The sequence below is a fragment of the Streptomyces sp. CLCI03 genome (assembly GCF_053615355.1).
Map to the genome: position 1 here is coordinate 5939923 of NZ_CM132132.1, position 17730 is coordinate 5957652.

Genomic DNA, 17730 nt, shown 5'->3' on the forward strand with positions numbered 1-17730 from the left:
AGTGGGGTACGTGAGTGCCGTACCCCCACCCCGAACCGAAGCCGACGCCGAGCCCGAGGCGACCGACGGTCGAAGCGGCCGCCGCAGCGTGGCCGTCGCCCTGCTGCTCGGCGCCCTCGGCGCCACCGTCGTCCTGCTCGCCTCCGGCCGGACCTGGGCCCGGGGCACCGCCGCCATCGGCGGCGACTCCCTCCAGCTGACCGCCGACGGGCGGGCCGTCACCGGCCTGCCCGCGGCGCTGGCCATCGTGGGTCTGGCCGCGCTGGTCGCCGTCTTCGCCGTACGCGGCAGGAGCCGGCTGCTGGTGTCGGGGCTGCTCGCGCTCAGCGGTCTGGGGGCGGCGCTGTCCGCGCTCCTCGGCAGCGACGGCCGTCGGGTCCTGGACGCGCAGGCCGCCCGGACGACCGCCGACAGTGCCGCGCACGTGGCCGGGCTGACGCAGACGACCTGGCCCTACGTCACGGCCGCCGGCGCGTTCCTGATCCTGGCGGCCGGACTGCTGGCCCTGCGCTTCGGTCGGACCTGGCCCGCGATGGGAGGCCGCTACGAGCGTGACGGCAGCCCGCGCGCCCGGACTGTCGCGGCGGTTGATCCGGATCGGCCGGAGGATCTGTGGAAGGCTCTGGACCGCGGCGAGGACCCGACCGGAGACCCGGGCGCCGACCGGTCCCACTGACCCGACCCCCCTGGACGGCGAGGCCGCCCGGTGCGGGACAATGGTCGCCGAGCGTCCGACACGGACCGTACGTTCGACACAGCAGCGCGACAGAGCAACGAGGAGCAACTCATGGCGGGCACTAGCCACGGACACACCCCGGCCGCCTGGACCGGTGTCATCATCGCCTTCATCGGTTTCTGCATCTCCGGCGCCTTCATGGTGCTCGCGAACCCGCTCGGCTTCTGGGCCGGCCTCGTCGTCGTCGCGCTCGGCGGTGTCGTCGGTCTCGGGATGAAGGCCGCGGGCATGGGCGCGCCGAAGGCCGCCCACAAGGACCTCGCCGAGGTCATCGCCGCTTCCAAGGTTCCCGCCAAGGTCTGAGCGCGCGAGCGGCGCGGTTCGTAGCGACGCGGTTCGAAGCAACGCGACCGAAAGGCGCGGCCCCGCCGGGCTGCGCCTTTTGTCATGAGCGGAGAGAATCAGCAGGTGGACGCCTTCCGTACCTCCGATGCCCCGCCGTCGCCGGCGCCCGTACCCGCGGAGCCGGGGCGGCCCGTCGTACGGCCGTCCCGGGCCCGGCGGCTCGCCGTCCCGGCGTTCTACGTGGTCGGGGTCACCGCCGCCTTCGCGTACGTGGGGGCGGTGGATCCCAACGAGCCCGGCCACTACCCGGTGTGTCCGCTGTTCCGGCTGACGGGCGTCCTGTGCCCGGGTTGCGGCGGCCTGCGCAGCGCGCACGCCTTCGCGCACGGCGACCTGGTCACCGCGCTCGGGGCGAACGCGTTCGCGGTCGTGGGCTACTTCGTCTTCGCGGGGTTCATGGCCCTGTGGCTGGTCCGTGCCTTCCGCGGCGGGCCGACCCCGAGGATCGTCCTGCGGCCCAAGGCCTGGTGGGCGCTCGGGGCCCTGGCGTTGGTCTTCGCCGTTGTCCGAAATCTCTCTTTCGGCTCCGCACTGGCGCCCTGAGCCTGTGGGCAGGCCCTATGAAGCACGGATTCCGAATGTCCAGTTACTGGGACGTCGTCAACCGCGTGCGGAGGGCAACGCCTCCTGCGGATACCATTTGAAGGTCGACCTTGCTGTTGTACCTGTCCGCAAGGCGGCCGACCGTCATCGACCCGGAAGGGGGCCGCTCGCGTGAGTGTGCTCGACGAGATCATCGAAGGGGTCCGCGAAGACCTTGCCGAACGGCAGGCCCGCGTGAGCCTCGACGAGCTCAAGGAGCGTGCCGCCAAGGCGCCCCAGGCCAAGGACGGCGTCGCTGCCCTGCGCGGCGACAGCGTCAAGGTGATCTGCGAGGTCAAGCGGTCCAGCCCCTCCAAGGGTGCGCTGGCCGCCATCGCCGATCCGGCCGGGCTCGCCGCCGACTACGAGGCCGGCGGGGCGGCGGTCATCTCCGTCCTCACCGAGCAGCGCCGATTCGGCGGCTCGCTGGCCGACCTGGAGGCCGTCCGCGCCCGCGTGGACATCCCGATCCTGCGCAAGGACTTCATCGTCACGGCGTACCAGCTCTGGGAGGCCCGCGCCTACGGCGCCGACCTCGTCCTGCTGATCGTCGCGGCCCTGGAGCAGGAGGCCCTCGTCTCCCTCATCGAGCGGGCCGAGTCCATCGGTCTCACCCCGCTCGTCGAGGTCCACGACGAGGAGGAAGTGGAGCGCGCGGTCGCCGCCGGTGCCAAGATCATCGGCGTCAACGCCCGCAACCTCAAGGACCTCAAGGTCGACCGCTCCACCTTCGAGCGCGTCGTCGGCGAGATCCCGGACCACATCGTCAAGATCGCCGAGTCCGGCATCCGTGGCCCGCACGACCTGATCGCCTACGCCAACGAGGGCGCCGACGCCGTCCTCGTCGGGGAGTCCCTGGTGACCGGACGCGACCCGAAGGCGGCCGTGGCCGACCTCGTCGCCGCCGGCGCCCACCCCGCCCTGCGCCACGGGCGGAGCTGACCCGTACCCATGACCCACGACCGCTCCTCCGTCCGCAACCGACCGGGCTCCCGCCCGGTCGGCGTGCCGACGGCGCACGCGCCCCTGGCGCGCGGCTGCCGCCCCCGCGGCTGCCGCGCCCCGGCCCGGCGTGTGCACGGGCGGCGGGTCCGGTACGTGATCGGCTCCGAGCCCGGTCAGGTCAACGGCATGCGATGGCGCCGCGGAGGCGCGCCGTGACGAGGACCGCCGCGGTCCGGTACGAGACGTACCGTCCCGCACGCAGTTCTCGTACGGCCTGACGTCCCGAGCCGCCGGCTCCGGACGCGGGCCGCTCCGCATCGTCCGCACGACATTCCCCAGCGGGGTGTGCGCGGGACGGGCGGGCGGCGCAATACGGTGAATCCACCCCGCCGCATCTCGCACCCGTAGGAGCACTGGACATGTCCAGCGAGTTCTTCATCCCGGACCCGGAGGGTCACGTTCCCAACGCCGAGGGCTACTTCGGCGACTTCGGCGGCAAGTTCATCCCGGAGGCGCTCGTCGCCGCCGTGGACGAGGTCGCCGTCGAGTACGAGAAGGCCAAGGGCGACCCGGCCTTCGCGGCCGAGCTGAACGACCTCATGGTCAACTACACCGGCCGGCCGAGCGCCCTCACCGAGGTGCCCCGCTTCGCCGAGCACGCCGGTGGCGCCCGGGTCTTCCTCAAGCGCGAGGACCTGAACCACACCGGCTCGCACAAGATCAACAACGTGCTGGGTCAGGCGCTGCTCACCAAGCGCATGGGCAAGACCCGCGTCATCGCCGAGACCGGCGCCGGCCAGCACGGCGTGGCCACCGCCACCGCCTGCGCGCTCTTCGGCCTCGAATGCGTCATCTACATGGGCGAGATCGACACCGAGCGCCAGGCCCTCAACGTGGCCCGCATGCGCATGCTGGGCGCCGAGGTCATCGCGGTGAAGTCCGGCTCCCGGACGCTCAAGGACGCCATCAACGAGGCGTTCCGCGACTGGGTCGCCAATGTGGACCGGACCCACTACCTCTTCGGTACGGTCGCCGGGCCGCACCCCTTCCCCGCCATGGTCCGCGACTTCCACCGGGTCATCGGCGTCGAGGCCCGCCGTCAGATCCTGGAGCGTGCCGGCCGGCTGCCCGACGCCGTCGCGGCCTGCGTCGGCGGCGGCTCCAACGCCATCGGCCTCTTCCACGCCTTCATCCCGGACACCGACGTCCGCCTGGTCGGCTTCGAGCCCGCCGGGCACGGCGTCGAGACCGGCGAGCACGCGGCCACGCTGACCGCCGGCGAGCCGGGCATCCTGCACGGCTCCCGCTCCTACGTCCTCCAGGACGAGGAGGGCCAGATCACCGAGCCGTACTCCATCTCGGCCGGCCTGGACTACCCCGGCATCGGCCCGGAGCACTCCTACCTCAAGGACTCCGGCCGCGGCGAGTACCGCGCGGTCACCGACGACGCGGCGATGCAGGCCCTGCGGCTGCTCTCGCGCACCGAGGGGATCATCCCGGCGATCGAGTCGGCGCACGCCCTCGCGGGCGCCCTCGACCTGGGCAAGGAGCTGGGCAAGGACGGCCTGCTGGTCGTCAACCTGTCCGGTCGCGGCGACAAGGACATGGACACGGCGGCCCGCTACTTCGGGCTGTACGACGGCGAGGGGGAGAACAAGTGAGCACCGGCAACCTCCAGCTGCTGAGCGACACCCTCGCCAAGGCGAAGTCCGAGGACCGCGCGGCCCTCGTCGCCTACCTGCCGGCGGGCTTCCCGACGGTCGACGGTGCCATCGAGGCGGTCAAGGCCGTCATCGAGGGCGGCGCGGACGTCGTCGAGATCGGCCTCCCGCACAGCGACCCGGTGCTGGACGGCGCGATCATCCAGACCGCCGACGACATCGCCCTGCGCGGTGGCGTCAAGATCGCCGACGTGATCCGCACGGTCCGCGAGGCGCACGAGGCCACCGGGGCCCCGGTCCTGGTGATGACCTACTGGAACCCCATCGACCGCTACGGCGTCGAGCGGTTCACGGCCGAGCTGGCGGCGGCCGGCGGCGCCGGCTGCATCCTGCCCGACCTGCCGGTGCAGGAGTCCGCGCTGTGGCGCGAGCACGCGGACAAGCACGGTCTGGCGACCGTCTTCGTCGTGGCTCCCAGCAGCAAGGACGCGCGCCTGGCCACCATCACGGCGGCCGGCTCCGGTTTCGTCTACGCAGCCTCCCTGATGGGAGTCACCGGCACCCGCGAGTCCGTCGGCGACCAGGCCGCCGATCTGGTGCGCCGCACCCGCGCCGCCGGCGACCTGCCGGTCTGCGTCGGCCTCGGCGTCTCCAACGCCGTCCAGGCCAAGGAGGTCGCGGGCTTCGCCGACGGCGTCATCGTCGGCTCGGCGTTCGTGAAGCTGCTCCTGGACGCGCCGGACCTGCCGGCCGGACTGGACGCGGTGCGCGCGCTCGCGGGCGAACTCGCCGAAGGCGTACGCCGGAGCTGACGCGCGTTCGAGCACGGGCACGGATGTCTGATCGGGTTCTGTAGCCCGATCGGGTGGAAGTGTGGGCAGGGAGGCACGCGAGTGCCTCCCTGCTTCGTTTGGCGGAACGTGAGCGAGAAGAACGACGGTGCGAACCGCGATGCGACGAAACGATCGGCCCGGGAACGACTCCTCGTGGAGCGCGAGCGGCAGAAGACCCGGGACAAGCGCCGACGGACCCTGATCGTGGCGTCGGCGGTCGTCGGCGTCCTCGGCCTGGCGACCGTCGTGGGCGTGATCGCGGCCAACACCGGCAAGAGCGGCTCCGCCAAGGCGGGCCCGGTGGTCGCCCCCTCCGGGGCCACCGGCAAGGACGCCCTCGCCATCCGATCGGGTCAGCCGGAGGCGAAGTCCACCCTCACCGTGTGGGAGGACTTCCGCTGCCCCTCCTGCAAGTTCTTCGAGGACAACTACCGCGACGTCATCCACGACCTGGAGGCCAAGGGGCTGCTCAAGGTCGACTACCACCTGGTCACCCTCATCGACCGGAGGATGGGCGGCAGCGGCTCGCTGAAGGCGGCCAACGCGGCCGCCTGCGCGCAGGACGCCGGCAAGTTCACCGCGTACCACGACCTCCTCTTCCAGAACCAGCCGCAGGAGATCGACGACGCCTTCGGCAAGAACGCGAAGCTGCTGGAGCTGGCGGGCAAGGTCGACGGGCTGGACACCCCCGAGTTCCGCTCGTGCGTCGAGGACGGCACGCACAACAGCTGGGTGGCCAAGTCGGACGGCGCCTTCACCGCCGGACAGTTCCGCGGCACCCCCACCGTGCTGCTGAACGGCAAGGACATCCTCTCCGACCAGGCGAACCAGGTGACCCCGCAGAAGCTGAAGGAGCAGGTGGAAGCCGCGGCCAAGGTCTCGGGCGGCGCGGATGCCGGAGCCGAGGGCGGGAAGGCCTCACCGTCGACGAGCTCGACCCCCGGATCCGGGACCAAGGCCGGGGCGAAGGCCTCGCCGTCGGCCTCGCGCACCGGGACGGGCGGGTCCGGCGGATCGTCCGGATCGTCCGGCGGGTCCTCGAACCGGTCCACCGGCGGGGCCTCCGGCGGCTCCGCCACCTCCTCCTCCAACGGATCCTCGGAGGACTGACCGAAGCCCGTTCCATGTCTGGATTTGGTTTCGTCCTGCCGGGCGGGTTGCGGTACGCACCGCCCGGCAAGGTAGCGTCATGTCTGCCATGGACCTTGCTTACATCCCCAGTCCGTCGACCGGCGTGATCCATCTCGGACCGATCCCGCTCCGCGGCTACGCGTTCTGCATCATCATCGGCGTCTTCGTCGCCGTCTGGCTCGGCAACAGGCGATGGATCGCGCGCGGCGGAAAGCCGGGCACGGTCGCGGACATCGCCGTGTGGGCCGTGCCCTTCGGCCTGGTCGGTGGTCGCCTGTACCACGTGATCACCGACTACCAGCTCTACTTCGGCGAGGGCCGCAACTGGGTCGACGCCTTCAAGATCTGGGAGGGCGGACTCGGCATCTGGGGCGCCATCGCGCTCGGCGCGGTGGGTGCCTGGATCGGCTGTCGCCTGCGCGGGATCCCGCTGCCGGCCTGGGCGGACGCCCTGGCACCCGGCATCGCGCTCGCCCAGGCCTGCGGCCGCTGGGGCAACTGGTTCAACCAGGAGCTGTACGGCCGGGCCACCGACCTGCCGTGGGCGGTGCAGATCACGGCGGGCCCCAACCGGGACGCCGGGACCTACCACCCGACCTTCCTGTACGAGTCGCTGTGGTGCGTCGGCGTGGCGCTGCTGGTCATCTGGGCCGACCGCCGCTTCAAGCTCGGCCACGGACGGGCCTTCGCCCTGTACGTCGCCGCGTACTGCGTCGGCCGCGGCTGGATCGAGTACATGCGCGTCGACGAGGCGCACCACATCCTGGGCGTCCGGCTGAACGTCTGGACCTCGATCGTCGTCTTCGTCCTGGCGGTCGTCTACCTGGTGCTGTCGGCGAAGCTGCGGCCGGGCCGCGAGACGGTCGTCGAACCGGACCGCGAGGGCTCCGCCGGCAAGGACGGTGCCGACGCGGCTCCGGCCGACGCCGACACCACCGCCGAGGCCAAGCCCTCGGACGCCGCCGACGCGGCGAAGCCCGAGCCGGCCGAGGCCAAGACGCCGGTCCTCACGAAGAAGGACGCGCCCGCCGAGGCCGAGGCCGAGGCCGGGGCCCCGGAAGCGGGCAAGCGCTGACCTGACCGGTCCGTGAAGGGGGTGCCGCGCACAGCGCGGCACCCCCTTCACGTTCCCCGCCGCCACTCCAGCCCCGCCGGCGTTCGAGGCGCGGGGTCCCGGGCGGAGCCCTGGGACACGGCGCCGCGCGCGGACCCGTAGGGTCGTCGGGCAGGTTTCGGGCGGAGCCCGCAGGCGGTGTCGCGACCGGTCACGGCGCGGGCCCGGGGCGGAGCCCCCCGGCGGGGTCCGAGGCGGCGGACGGCCCGGTCAGCGGGCGGCCTCGCGCGCGGCGAGCGCGAGGGTGCGGTGCGCCGCCGCCACGACCGCCGGGTCCACGAACCGGCCGTCGGGCAGGGCCAGCGCGCCCGGGGTGGCCCGGGCCGCGCTCAGCACCTCCACGGCGGCGTCGACCTCCTCGGGCTGCGGGAGGTAGGCCCGCTCGATCACCGGGAGCTGGCGCGGGTGGATCGCCGCCCGGCCGAGGAACCCCAGGGAACGGCCCCGGGCGCACGAGACGGCCAGCGACTCCAGGTCCCGGATGTCGGGGAACACCGACTGCGCCGGGGGCGTCAGACCCGCGGCCCGGGCCGCGACCACCACCCGCGAGCGGCACCAGTCGAGGCCCGTCTCCGCGCTGACGGCCAGATCGGCCCGCAGGTCCGCCTCACCGAGGGAGAGCCCGCGCAGGGCGGGGTGCGCGCGGGCGATCTCGTAGGCGCGCTCCACCCCCACCGCCGATTCGAGCAGGGCGTGCAGGCTCACCCCGCCGGTGCGGTCGGCGACGGCCGAGATCTGCGCCGGGGCGCTGATCTTGGGCAGCCGCAGCCCCGCGAGCCCGTGCAGCCCCCCGAGGGCGGTGAGGTCGGCGCCGCCCCAGGGGGAGCCCAGGGCGTTGACGCGGACGTGGACGGGCAGTGGGGGCCGCTCGGTGAGCAGTTCGGCGGTCGCCGCGCGGGCGTACTCCTTCCGCGAGGCCGGTACCGCGTCCTCCAGGTCGACGATGACGGCGTCCGCCCCGCAGGCGAGGGCCTTGGCGACCACCTCCGGACGGTCGCCGGGCGCGTACAGCCAGGTCAGGATCACAGGGCTCCCTCGGTCCGCAGTGCGGTGATCTCGGCTCCGGTCAGCCCGAGCTCGGTCAGGACCTCCTCGGTGTCCGCGCCGTGCGGGCGGCCCGCCCAGCGGATCCCGCCCGGGGTCTCGGAGAGCCGGAAGAGGACGTTCTGCATACGGAGCGGTCCCAGCTCGGGGTCCTCGACCTCGGTGACCGTGTCGAGGGCCGCGAACTGCGGGTCGGCCATCACGTCCCGTACGTCGTAGACCTGGGCCACGGCCGCCTCGGCGTCCTCGAACGCCGCGACCACCTCTTCGGCCTTGTGCCGGGCGATCCAGCCGCCGACGGCCTCGTCCAGTACGCTCGCGTGCCGGGCCCGGCCGGCGCCGGTCGCGAACCAGGGCTCGGCGATCAGCTCGGGCCGGCCGACCAGCCGTACGACCCGCTCGGCGATGGACTGCGCGGAGGCCGAGACCGCCAGCCAGCGCCCGTCGGCACTGCGGTAGGTGTTGCGGGGGGCGTTGTTCGTGGAGCGGTTGCCGGTGCGGGGCTGGACGTAGCCGAGCTGGTCGTACCAGAGCGGGTGCGGGCCGAGCACGGTGAGGATCGGCTCGACGATCGCCAGGTCCACCACCTGGCCGTGCCCGGTGCGGTCCCGCCCGGCGAGGGCGGTCATCACGGCGTACGCGCAGGTCAGCGCGGCGATCGAGTCGGCCAGCCCGAACGGCGGCAGGGTCGGTGGCCCGTCCGGCTCCCCGGTGATCGCGGCGAAACCGCTCATCGCCTCGGCGAGCGTGCCGAAGCCGGGGCGGTGGGCGTACGGGCCGTGCTGGCCGAAGGCCGTGACGCGGGCCAGGATCAGGCGCGGGTTGGCCGTGGACAGCTCGGGCCAGCCCAGCCCCCACTTCTCCAGGGTGCCGGGGCGGAAGTTCTCGACGATCACGTCGGCGGTGGCGGCGAGCCGCAGCAGGGTGTCCCGGCCGCCCGGGGTGGACAGGTCGAGGGTCATCGTCCGCTTGTTCCGGCCGAGGAGCTTCCACCACAGGCCGATGCCGTCCTTGGCGGGGCCGTGGCCGCGCGAGGGGTCGGGACGGTCGGGGTGCTCGACCTTGACGACCTCGGCTCCGAAGTCGCCGAGCAGCGTGGCGGTCAGTGGCCCGGCGAACAGGGTGGCCAGGTCGAGCACCCGGAGCCCTGCCAGCGGCCCTTGCCCTGGCCGGGCTTCGGCGGGGTCGGGGGCGGTGGCTTCGGTGGGGCCGGGCGCGCGCCGGGGCGTCTCCTCGGGCGCCGAACGGTGCCCGGGGCCGGGAAGTGCGGCGGTGGTGCGTTCGGCGCCCTGCGGGGATCGCCCCGACACACTCCCGGCCCCGCCGGAGCAGCTCGGGGGCCGACGCCCGTCGGGGGTCACGAGGCGGTTCCGGGCCGCGCCGCGGCGAAGGCGTCGGTCTCGGCGCGCGTCGGCATCGAGTCCTGGGCGCCGGGTCGCTGCACGGAGAGCGCGGCCGCCGCGGAGGCCCGGTGCAGGGCGGCGGGCATCGGCAGGCCTTCGCCCAGGGCCACCGCGAGGGCCCCGACGAAGGTGTCCCCGGCGGCGGTCGTGTCCATGGCCCGCACCCGGGGCGCGGGCACGGTCAGGGGTTCCGTGCCGCGGGCGGCGTACAGCGCCCCGGCCGCGCCGAGGGTGATCACCACCTCGGGCACCTCGGCCAGCAGGGCCTCGGCGGCCTGGAGGGGGTCGGTGAGCCCGGTGAGGGCGGCCGCCTCGTGCTCGTTCGGGACGAGGAGGTCGGTCGCGGCGAGCAGTTCGGCGGGCAGCGGTTGGGCGGGGGCCGGGGTGAGCACCGTACGGACGCCGTGCGCGCGGGCGGTGCGGGCCCCGGCCAGTACGGCGGAGAGGGGCAGTTCGAGCTGCAGGAGGAGGGAACCGGCGGCGGCGATGCGGGCCTCGTCCCCCGCCTCCAGACCGGTGACGGCGGCGTTCGCGCCGGGGATGACGATGATGCTGTTGCCGCCCTCGTCGTCGACGGTGATGTGGGCGGTGCCGCTGGCGCCCTCGACGGTGCGCAGGCCCGCCGTGTCGACCCGGGCCGCGGTGAGCGCGGAGCGCAGCCGCACGCCGAACTCGTCGGCCCCGACCGCGCCGATCATCACCACCTCCCCGCCGGCGCGGGCGGCGGCGACGGCCTGGTTGGCGCCCTTGCCGCCGGGGACCGTGCGGAAGGCCCGGCCGGTGACGGTCTCCCCGAGGCGGGGGGCCTTGGGGACGTAGGCGACGAGGTCCATGTTCGTACTGCCGAGCACGGCGATGGCCGTCATGAGCGTGCTGCCTCCTGTGCGGTGAGGTGGGCGAGGGTGTCGAAGCCGATGCCGTCGAAGCCGGGGACGGTGGTGGCGAGGCGGTTCTTCAGGGGTGCGGTCCAGCGGTGCGGGAGCGCGCCCGGGGATCCGGTGAGCAGTCCGGCGAGGGCGCCGGCGGTGGCACCGTTGGAATCGGTGTCCCAGCCGCCGGACACGGCGCGGCAGACGGAGCGGGTGAAGTCCCCGTCGGCATGGGTGAGGGCGGCGGCGATCAGTGCGGTGTTGGGGACGGCGTGGACCCAGTGGTAGTGCCCGTAGCGCGCGTGCAGCCGGTCGACGACGAGGTCGAAGTCGCTCTCCTGGCCGGCCGCCCGGATCCCGAACCGGACGGCCTCGGCAAGGCGTGAGCGGGGCGGTACGAAGGCCAGCCCGGTCCGCAGCGCGGTGTGGACGTCCGACCGGCCGGTGGCGGCGGTGGCGGTGGCCGCCGCGACGAAGAGGGCGGCGTAGACGCCGTTGCCGGTGTGGGTCAAGGTGGCGTCCCGGTAGGCCTGGGCCGCGGCGGCGGCCGGGTCGCCCGGGTTGGTCCAGCCGTGGACGTCGGCGCGGATGAGGGCGCCGATCCACTCGCGGAAGGGGTTGTGGTGGGTGGCGGTGGCGGGGGGCTCCAGACCGAGGAGGAGATTGCGGTAGGCGACGCGCTCGGCGGTGAAGGTCCGCCCGGCCGGCAGCTCGTCGAGCCAGAGGCGGGCCACGTCGGCGGTGGTGAAGCCCTTGCCGTGCCGCTGGAGCAGGAGCAGCCCGAGGAGGGGGTAGTTGAGGTCGTCGTCCTCGGGCATGCCGTCGATGTTCTCGGCGAGGGAGGTCGGGGCTGAGCGGCGGTTCCAGGGGTGGGCGGCGAGCAGCTCCGGCGGGACGCCGCTTTCGCTGAACCAGTTGTTCAGCGGCCAGTTGCCGGCGCTGCGGGCCAGCGCCCGGATCCCCTCCAGGGGCAGCTTCTCGACGGGCTTCCCGAGCAGGCACCCCACGGCCCGCCCCAGCCATGCGGCTTCCAGCCGGGTCCGCAGGGCGGCCTCCGGCCCGGTTCGTGGGGCGGCCTCGGGCCCGATTCGCGGGGGTGCGTGGGGCCCGGTGTGCGGTGCGGCCTCCGGCCCGGTGTGGGCTGCGGTCTCCGGGTCGGTCCGGGGGTGGGGTTCCGGGGCGGTGGGCGGCGCTCCTGCCGCGCGGGGTGGGATGCGTCCCGGGAGCGGTCCGGTGCTCGTGGCCTGGGCGGTGCCCCGTGGGTCCGGGGCTTCCAGCGGGTTCGGCGAGCCGGTGTGCCCGGGGGTGTTGCCCGGTCCCGGCCCTTGGGGCCGGGAGGCGGGGTCGGCCGTCGCCGGCACGGGCCTCGTCGTGCCGGGCGATCGGGTCGCCGTGGCTTCGCCCGGGTGTGCCGCAGGGACGGGCAGGACGACGGGCCGGCCGTCGGTTCCCGGCACCGGGCCGGTTCCGCAGGCCGCCGTGATGTCCGGCCAGGATCGGGGTTCGTCGACGAGGGAGGGCGGCGGGAGCCGGGCCAGGTCGTCGAGGAGGCGGGCGGCCAGGGCGCGCAGTTCCGGTGGGGCCGGGGTGGGGGAGGACCCGGCGCGGTCGGGGGCGGGCCGGCCGCCCGCCGCGAGCCAGGCGCGGAGGGCGGCGGCCGGGTCCCGGCCGTCCTCCGTGGCCTGGCGCAGCTCGTGCCCGACGAGGTCCTCGGGCTGGGCCCAGGTCAGCCGCACGAGCTCGGGCGCCGGGCCGGGCTCCGGCGGGCGCGCGGGAGCGGCCGGGGCGGGCCCGGCGCAGCCGGTCACCGGTCGGCCGCGATCGCGGTGAAGGCCGACTCGTGGGACCGGCGGCGGGACCGGTCGAGCGCGAAGATCTCCCGGGCCACCGTGGCCAGCGCCTCGGCCGGGGCGTGCAGGTCGAGGCGGCTGGCCTCGGCGACCTGCTTGGCCCAGGCGGCCGGCACCACGGCCTCGCCGCCCAGGGCCCCGGCGATCGCCCCCGCCATGGTGGCGATGGAGTCGCAGTCCCGGCCGTAGTTGACCGCCCCGAGCACGGCCGTCTCGTACCGTCCGTCCGCGACGAGCAGCATGCCCAGCGCGATCGGGAGCTCCTCGATGGCGTGCAGGCGGGACGGGCGGCGGGCGTCGAGGGAAGGGGCGCGGTAGTCGGGGCCGACCGAGTCGTACGGGGCGACCGCCGCCCGTAGCGGGGCCAGCGCCGACTCGAAGTCCCGGTGGCACAAAGCCACTTCGCGGACGGCGGCGATCGCGTCGCGGGTGCCGTCCTTGGCCAGGGACAGGGCCGTGTCCACCACCGAGGCGGCCGTCGCCGCCGGTACGCACGCGGCCGCCACCGCCGCCGCGAACACGCCGGCCGCCTCCCGCCCGTACGAGGACTGGTGCGCGCCGGCGACGTCCAGCGCCTCCGCGTACGCGCCCGCCGGATTGCCCGCGTTGGCGATGCCCACCGGCGCCATGTACATCGCCGCGCCGCAGTTGACGATGTTGCCGCTGCCGGCCTCGCGGGGGTCGACGTGCGCGTAGTGCAGCCGGGTCACGATCCATTTCTCGGCGAGGAAGATCCGCTGGAGCGGGAGGGCCTCGGCCTCCAGTTCGGGGATCCAGCGGGGGTTGGTCATCAGGTCCGGGACCAGGTGCTCGGCGACGGCGTAGGCGTCGAGGTGGTCGCGTACCGCCTCGTAGACCCGTACCAGCGCGTGCGTCATCAGGGTGTCGTCCGTGACGTGCCCGTCGCCCTTGTGGTACGGGGCGATGGGGCGGGCCGTCCGCCAGTCCTCGTGCCAGGGGCCGACGATGCCGTGTACGCGACCGCCGTGCCGTTCCACGATCTGGTCCGGGGTCCAGCCCTCGACCGGGCCACCGAGCGCGTCGCCGACGGCGGCTCCGACGAGAGCGCCGCGGGCCCGGTCCTCCAACGTGAGCGTCATGTCCGAATCATCCCTTGGGTGAGGTGAGTTCCGTGGCCGCGAGGAGCGCGGCGAGTTCCACGAGGTCGGTGCCGGCGAGGCGGGGGAGCGCGCAGCCGGAGAGGGTGCGGCAGGCCTCGCGCCAGGCGGCGGGGATCGAGTCGCCGCCGCCGAGGACACCGGTCAGCGCGCCGGCCAGGGCGGGAGCGGAGTCCGCGACACGGGACAGGCAGGCGGCGGCCGGGACGGCCTCGGTCATCCGGCCGCGCGCGGCGGTGGCGAGGGCGAGGGCCACGGGGACGGTCTCGGCGGCGGCGATCCCGTAGCTGTAGACGTGGTCGACGATCTCGTGTTCGAGGGTGGGGACGATGGAGAAGGCGCCGCCGCCCTTGTGGGTACGGGCGAGGCGGACGGCGTGTCGGGCGTTGCGGCCGATCTCGGTGGCCTCGGGGAGCTGTTCGAGGGCGGCGTCCACGGCGGCGTCGACGTCGGCGGTGGTGAGCGCGGTGGCGACGGCGGCGGCCATGGCGCGGGCGCCGTGCACCCCGTCGCCGTCCTGGGTGTAGCGGGCGTCGAACTCGGCGAGGTCGGCCGCCGCGCGGGCGTCGCCGGGGTGCACGACGGCGAGGACGCAGGCGCGCACGCAGGCGGCGTCGTCGAAGTAGTGCGGGTTGTCGTGGCCGGTGGCGGGCGGGCGCAGGCCGGTGGCGAGATTGCCGAGGCCGGCGCGGACGGAGATCCGGGCGCGCAGGGGGAGGACGGCGGACTCGACCTCGGGGGCGCGTTCCGCCGCCGCGGCGACCTCGGAGGCGAGGGCGTTCCAGGCGAGGTCGATGGCCGCGCGCATCCTTCTCGACCTGCTGAGGTCGCTGAGCAGGACGCCGGCGGCGGTGAGCACGGACTCGGCGACGAAGGCGGCCCATTCGGCGTCGTCGGAGGGGCCGAGGCGCAGCGGTTCGGGGGGCTGGTTGAGGGCGATGGGGACGGGGAGGGTGGTGGTGGCGTTCTGCTCGGCGAAGGTGTCGAGCTCGCGGGTCAGGCGGCGGGTCCACTCGGGCATCCGGCTGGCGCGGTGGCGGGCGGCGGGCCACCCGGCCGCGTCGCCCGCGGCGAGCCCGAGGAGGAGCCCCTCGATGGGGCGGGCCGGTCCCCCTGCCGTGGCCCCTGCGGGGAGCTCGGCGGAACGCTCCCGGGCCCGAACCCTGATCCCGGTCCCGGAGGCCGTCTCGACCGAGGTCGTGCCGAAGGCTCGCGCGAGGGCGGGACCGGCGGTGCCTGCGTCATGCTGCCCGACCCGGACCACGGTCCCGGCGTCCGCCCCGGGAGCGCCGGCTCCGGCCACGGCCACGGCCACGGCCACGGCCACGGTCCCGGTCCCGGGTGTGCCCGGGGCGTGCTGCCCGGTGCGGACCACGATTCGGGATCCCGCCGTGGGAGCGGGCGCGAGGGCGCTTCCCACCTCGCCTCCCTCCACACCCGAGGACCGTGCCGGTGCCGCGCGCGGCGGCGTCCAGGTCGGGGCGACTCCGCCCGGGGCCGCGTGCCCTTGATCCGGCGCAGGCGCCGCCGATCCCGGGGGCAGGCCCCCGTACCGCCGCTCCGCCGGAGCCGACGACAGTGCCGACAGCGCGCGCGGTGCAGCCTCGGCCGGTGGCAGGCCCGCGGGCCCCTGTTCCGCCGGGGCCGCGCCCGCCGGTCCCCGTTCGGCCGGGGTGGCCGGGGCCGGGTTCGGGCCCGTGCCCGGGGCCGCGTTCGCCGGGGGCAGGGCCAGTGTGCGGTCGTCCGGGGGAGGGGTCATCGGACGGCCTCGCATTCCGGGGTGAGGAGGTCCGCGATGTCCAGGACGTGGTAGCCCCGCATCGACGGGAGGCAGCTGCCGCGGACCGGGCCGATGGCCGAGGACCAGTCGGCGGGGATCGCGGCGGCGCCCGACAGCGCGCCGGCCAGGGCGCCCGCCACGGCCGCCGTGGTGTCGGCGTCGCGGCCCATGTTCACGGCGGTGAGGACGGAGGACGGGAAGTCGCCCCGGCAGGCGGCGAAGGCGCCGAAGGCCAGGCCGACCGCCTCGGGGGCCAGGTCGGTCCACGGATAGCCGCCGATGACCACCGCCGAGCGCACCGCCCGTTCGCCGCGCGGGGCGGCGGTGACCGCCCGGCGCAGGGAGCGGGCCGTCCAGGAGTCGGACGGGATGACGGACAGGGCGGCGGAGACCACGGAGGCGGGGGAGCCGCCGGCCATGGCCGCGGCGACGCCCGCCGCGACGGCCTGGCCGCCGTAGATGCCCTCGCCGTCGTGGCTGACCGAGCCGTCGATGGCGACGAGCCGGGCCGCTTCCGCGGGTCGGCCCGCGGCGAAGACGCCGAACGGCGCGGCCCGCATGGCCAGTCCGTCCGACCAGGCGTGCCGGTGCTGGGCCGAGATGGGTGCGGCCAGGCCCCGGCGGAGGTTCTCCAGCGTGCCGCGCTCGGAGAACCCGGCGCCCCGGAACGGGCCTTCGTCGAGGTCGGCGATCCAATGGTGCCAGGCCCGCTCCACGTGGGAGACGGTGAGCGCCGAGCCGTGGCGGGCCAGCAGCAGCCCGGAGAAGATCGCGTACTCGGTGTCGTCCGTGCCCGCCGGGTCCTCCGACACGAACCCCTCGATGCGGCCCCACTTCGCCCGGATCTCCGACGGCTTCATGTTCTCCGCGGGAGCGCCCAGCGCGTCGCCCACCGCGAGTCCGAGAAGAGCGCCCCTGGCCCGTTCGAGGAGGACCTGCGGATTGCATGCAATCAGCTTCATCGGCTCCATGGCGCGCCTCTCCCACATTCGATGGGGCTCATCATGAGCCCTTGGGGGATTTGTGCCATGGCATGTGGTTTGTCGCCTGCCGCGAAACACCCCGCGAACACCCCCGTCACCCGGTCGCCGACCCGCAAAAGCCCAGGTAAGTACGGCCTTCCTTGCTGGCGGGCGGCAGAAATCGTGCGTAGTTTCGAGGTGTTCAGGGGGAGCGGGGCGCGTCTCGGCGCCCGTTCGCATATTTGGGGAGGTTCCACGCATGTCCATCATCGACATCGAAGCACCACTGCACACCGCCCACCGTGACAACCACACCCACCGTGACGTCAACGGTGGATGGCTGCGGCCGGCCGTCTTCGGTGCCATGGACGGGCTCGTCTCCAACCTCGCCCTGATGACCGGTGTGGCCGGCGGCGCCGTCGCCCCGCAGACCGTCGTCATCACCGGGCTGGCGGGTCTCGCGGCCGGTGCCTTCTCGATGGCGGCCGGCGAATACACCTCCGTCGCCTCGCAGCGCGAACTGGTCCTCGCCGAACTGGACGTGGAGCGTCAGCAGCTGCGCAAGCACCCGGTCGACGAGATGGAGGAGCTCGCCGAGCTCTACGTCTCCCGCGGGGTTGAGCCGCCGCTCGCCCGCGAGGTCGCCATGCAGCTGTCGCGCGATCCCGAGCAGGCGCTGGAGATCCACGCCCGCGAGGAGCTCGGGATCGACCCCGACGACCTGCCCTCGCCGCTGGTCGCCGCCATCTCGTCCTTCGGGTCCTTCGCGCTGGGCGCGCTGCTCCCCGTACTGCCGTACCTGCTCGGTGCCACGGCCCTGTGGCCCGCGGTGCTGCTCGCGCTGGCCGGACTCTTCGCGTGCGGCGCGATCGTCTCCCGGGTCACCGCCCGGTCCTGGTGGTACAGCGGCGTACGCCAGCTGGCCCTGGGTGGCGCGGCCGCCGGTGTGACGTACATCCTGGGAACCTGGATCGGTGGAGCCATAGGCTGACCGCGGCTGGAGTGAGACACTATGCAGTACGCAACATAAGTAGTCCGTTACCCGGCGGTTTCGATTCCGTGTCCGCCGGGAATCACACCAGGGCTCCGGGCGACGATGCCCGCCCTGCATCCGGACGTCCGCCTCGCGCAACATCCTTACCGCGCCGCGGAAGTCCGCTCTTTCTGCCTCGTGCAGTGTCCGCATGCTGGAATGACGTATCCGCTTCTCGGGATTGTCGTCATCATGTAATCTGCACGAAATTTCGCAGAGGGCCAACGTCGTCCCTCGGCTATGCACATATGCCACGACGACGACGGGAGAGCCGATGCGTTCCGCATCCACGCACTCCGCGACCGGCCCCAGCACCACCGCCTG

Annotated in this window: 17 protein-coding genes; 10 read left to right on the forward strand and 7 right to left on the reverse strand. The window is 74.3% G+C overall.

Annotated elements, in window-relative coordinates:
• Nucleotide 1: 1 nt before the first annotated feature.
• From ACWG52_RS27390 to lgt, 9 genes are all read left to right on the forward strand, one after another.
• On the forward strand, nucleotides 2–676 hold the full coding sequence (locus ACWG52_RS27390; RefSeq protein ID WP_389808591.1) for a TIGR02234 family membrane protein: 675 nt from the start codon (nucleotides 2–4) through the stop codon (nucleotides 674–676).
• Nucleotides 677–787: 111 nt separating this feature from the next.
• Complete coding sequence (locus tag ACWG52_RS27395; protein WP_030773215.1) at nucleotides 788–1039, forward strand: HGxxPAAW family protein; 252 nt, start codon at nucleotides 788–790, stop codon at nucleotides 1037–1039.
• Between the two features lie 84 nt (nucleotides 1040–1123).
• A complete protein-coding gene (locus ACWG52_RS27400; protein WP_453126216.1) occupies nucleotides 1124–1624 on the forward strand; it encodes a DUF2752 domain-containing protein in 501 nt (166 codons plus the stop codon).
• A gap of 171 nt (nucleotides 1625–1795) precedes the next feature.
• Nucleotides 1796–2605 (forward strand): indole-3-glycerol phosphate synthase TrpC, encoded by an 810-nt coding sequence (gene trpC, locus ACWG52_RS27405; protein WP_030012837.1) that lies wholly within the window; start codon nucleotides 1796–1798, stop codon nucleotides 2603–2605.
• A gap of 9 nt (nucleotides 2606–2614) precedes the next feature.
• On the forward strand, nucleotides 2615–2824 hold the full coding sequence (trpM, locus tag ACWG52_RS27410) for a tryptophan biosynthesis modulator TrpM (protein ID WP_375945047.1): 210 nt from the start codon (nucleotides 2615–2617) through the stop codon (nucleotides 2822–2824).
• Nucleotides 2825–3027: 203 nt separating this feature from the next.
• Complete coding sequence (gene trpB, locus ACWG52_RS27415) at nucleotides 3028–4269, forward strand: tryptophan synthase subunit beta (RefSeq protein ID WP_389808599.1); 1242 nt, start codon at nucleotides 3028–3030, stop codon at nucleotides 4267–4269.
• Nucleotides 4266–5081, forward strand: a complete 816-nt coding sequence (gene trpA / locus ACWG52_RS27420) for a tryptophan synthase subunit alpha (protein ID WP_033222025.1) — start codon at nucleotides 4266–4268, stop codon at nucleotides 5079–5081. Before trpB ends, trpA begins: the two co-directional genes overlap by 4 nt.
• 108 nt (nucleotides 5082–5189) lie before the next feature.
• Nucleotides 5190–6212, forward strand: coding sequence for a DsbA family protein (locus tag ACWG52_RS27425; RefSeq protein ID WP_389808603.1), 1023 nt, complete (start codon nucleotides 5190–5192; stop codon nucleotides 6210–6212).
• Nucleotides 6213–6300: 88 nt separating this feature from the next.
• Nucleotides 6301–7308, forward strand: coding sequence for a prolipoprotein diacylglyceryl transferase (lgt, locus tag ACWG52_RS27430; RefSeq protein ID WP_389809089.1), 1008 nt, complete (start codon nucleotides 6301–6303; stop codon nucleotides 7306–7308).
• A 249-nt stretch (nucleotides 7309–7557) separates the two neighbouring features.
• Here the strand turns inward: lgt and ACWG52_RS27435 are convergent, their stop codons facing one another.
• The 7 genes from ACWG52_RS27435 to ACWG52_RS27465 all read right to left on the reverse strand — a co-directional run bounded on the left by ACWG52_RS27435 (nucleotide 7558) and on the right by ACWG52_RS27465 (nucleotide 16373).
• Nucleotides 7558–8373 (reverse strand): HpcH/HpaI aldolase/citrate lyase family protein, encoded by an 816-nt coding sequence (locus tag ACWG52_RS27435; protein ID WP_453126219.1) that lies wholly within the window; start codon nucleotides 8371–8373, stop codon nucleotides 7558–7560.
• Nucleotides 8370–9545, reverse strand: a complete 1176-nt coding sequence (locus ACWG52_RS27440) for a CaiB/BaiF CoA transferase family protein (RefSeq protein WP_389809092.1) — start codon at nucleotides 9543–9545, stop codon at nucleotides 8370–8372. Before ACWG52_RS27440 ends, ACWG52_RS27435 begins: the two co-directional genes overlap by 4 nt.
• 203 nt (nucleotides 9546–9748) lie before the next feature.
• Nucleotides 9749–10660 (reverse strand): ribokinase, encoded by a 912-nt coding sequence (gene rbsK, locus ACWG52_RS27445; protein WP_389808609.1) that lies wholly within the window; start codon nucleotides 10658–10660, stop codon nucleotides 9749–9751.
• A complete protein-coding gene (locus ACWG52_RS27450) occupies nucleotides 10657–12024 on the reverse strand; it encodes an ADP-ribosylglycohydrolase family protein (protein ID WP_453129080.1) in 1368 nt (455 codons plus the stop codon). Before ACWG52_RS27450 ends, rbsK begins: the two co-directional genes overlap by 4 nt.
• 443 nt (nucleotides 12025–12467) lie before the next feature.
• A complete protein-coding gene (locus ACWG52_RS27455; protein WP_390168000.1) occupies nucleotides 12468–13613 on the reverse strand; it encodes an ADP-ribosylglycohydrolase family protein in 1146 nt (381 codons plus the stop codon).
• Nucleotides 13614–13620: 7 nt separating this feature from the next.
• Nucleotides 13621–15051, reverse strand: a complete 1431-nt coding sequence (locus tag ACWG52_RS27460; protein ID WP_453126220.1) for an ADP-ribosylglycohydrolase family protein — start codon at nucleotides 15049–15051, stop codon at nucleotides 13621–13623.
• Nucleotides 15052–15386: 335 nt separating this feature from the next.
• Nucleotides 15387–16373 carry an ADP-ribosylglycohydrolase family protein gene (locus tag ACWG52_RS27465; RefSeq protein WP_033222196.1) on the reverse strand — a complete coding sequence of 329 codons (987 nt, stop codon included), beginning with the start codon at nucleotides 16371–16373 and terminating at the stop codon, nucleotides 15387–15389.
• A gap of 259 nt (nucleotides 16374–16632) precedes the next feature.
• On the opposite strand from ACWG52_RS27465, the gene ACWG52_RS27470 reads away from it, so the two are divergent.
• The gene (locus ACWG52_RS27470; protein WP_390139668.1) at nucleotides 16633–17364 is read left to right on the forward strand and encodes a VIT1/CCC1 transporter family protein; all 732 of its coding nucleotides are present in this window, start codon (nucleotides 16633–16635) and stop codon (nucleotides 17362–17364) included.
• The last annotated feature ends 366 nt before the right edge of the window (nucleotides 17365–17730 follow it).

Bases quoted from the DNA above. Each gene is read 5' to 3' on its own strand.
- lgt (WP_389809089.1), top strand. From the start codon at position 6,301: ATGGACCTTGCTTACATCCCCAGTCCGTCGACCGGCGTGATCCATCTC.
- ACWG52_RS27400 (WP_453126216.1), top strand. From the start codon at position 1,124: ATGAGCGGAGAGAATCAGCAGGTGGACGCCTTCCGTACCTCCGATGCC.
- trpB (WP_389808599.1), top strand. From the start codon at position 3,028: ATGTCCAGCGAGTTCTTCATCCCGGACCCGGAGGGTCACGTTCCCAAC.
- ACWG52_RS27395 (WP_030773215.1), top strand. From the start codon at position 788: ATGGCGGGCACTAGCCACGGACACACCCCGGCCGCCTGGACCGGTGTC.
- rbsK (WP_389808609.1), bottom strand. From the start codon at position 10,660: ATGACGGCCATCGCCGTGCTCGGCAGTACGAACATGGACCTCGTCGCC.
- trpM (WP_375945047.1), top strand. From the start codon at position 2,615: ATGACCCACGACCGCTCCTCCGTCCGCAACCGACCGGGCTCCCGCCCG.
- ACWG52_RS27470 (WP_390139668.1), top strand. From the start codon at position 16,633: ATGTCCATCATCGACATCGAAGCACCACTGCACACCGCCCACCGTGAC.
- ACWG52_RS27465 (WP_033222196.1), bottom strand. From the start codon at position 16,373: ATGAAGCTGATTGCATGCAATCCGCAGGTCCTCCTCGAACGGGCCAGG.
- ACWG52_RS27455 (WP_390168000.1), bottom strand. From the start codon at position 13,613: ATGACGCTCACGTTGGAGGACCGGGCCCGCGGCGCTCTCGTCGGAGCC.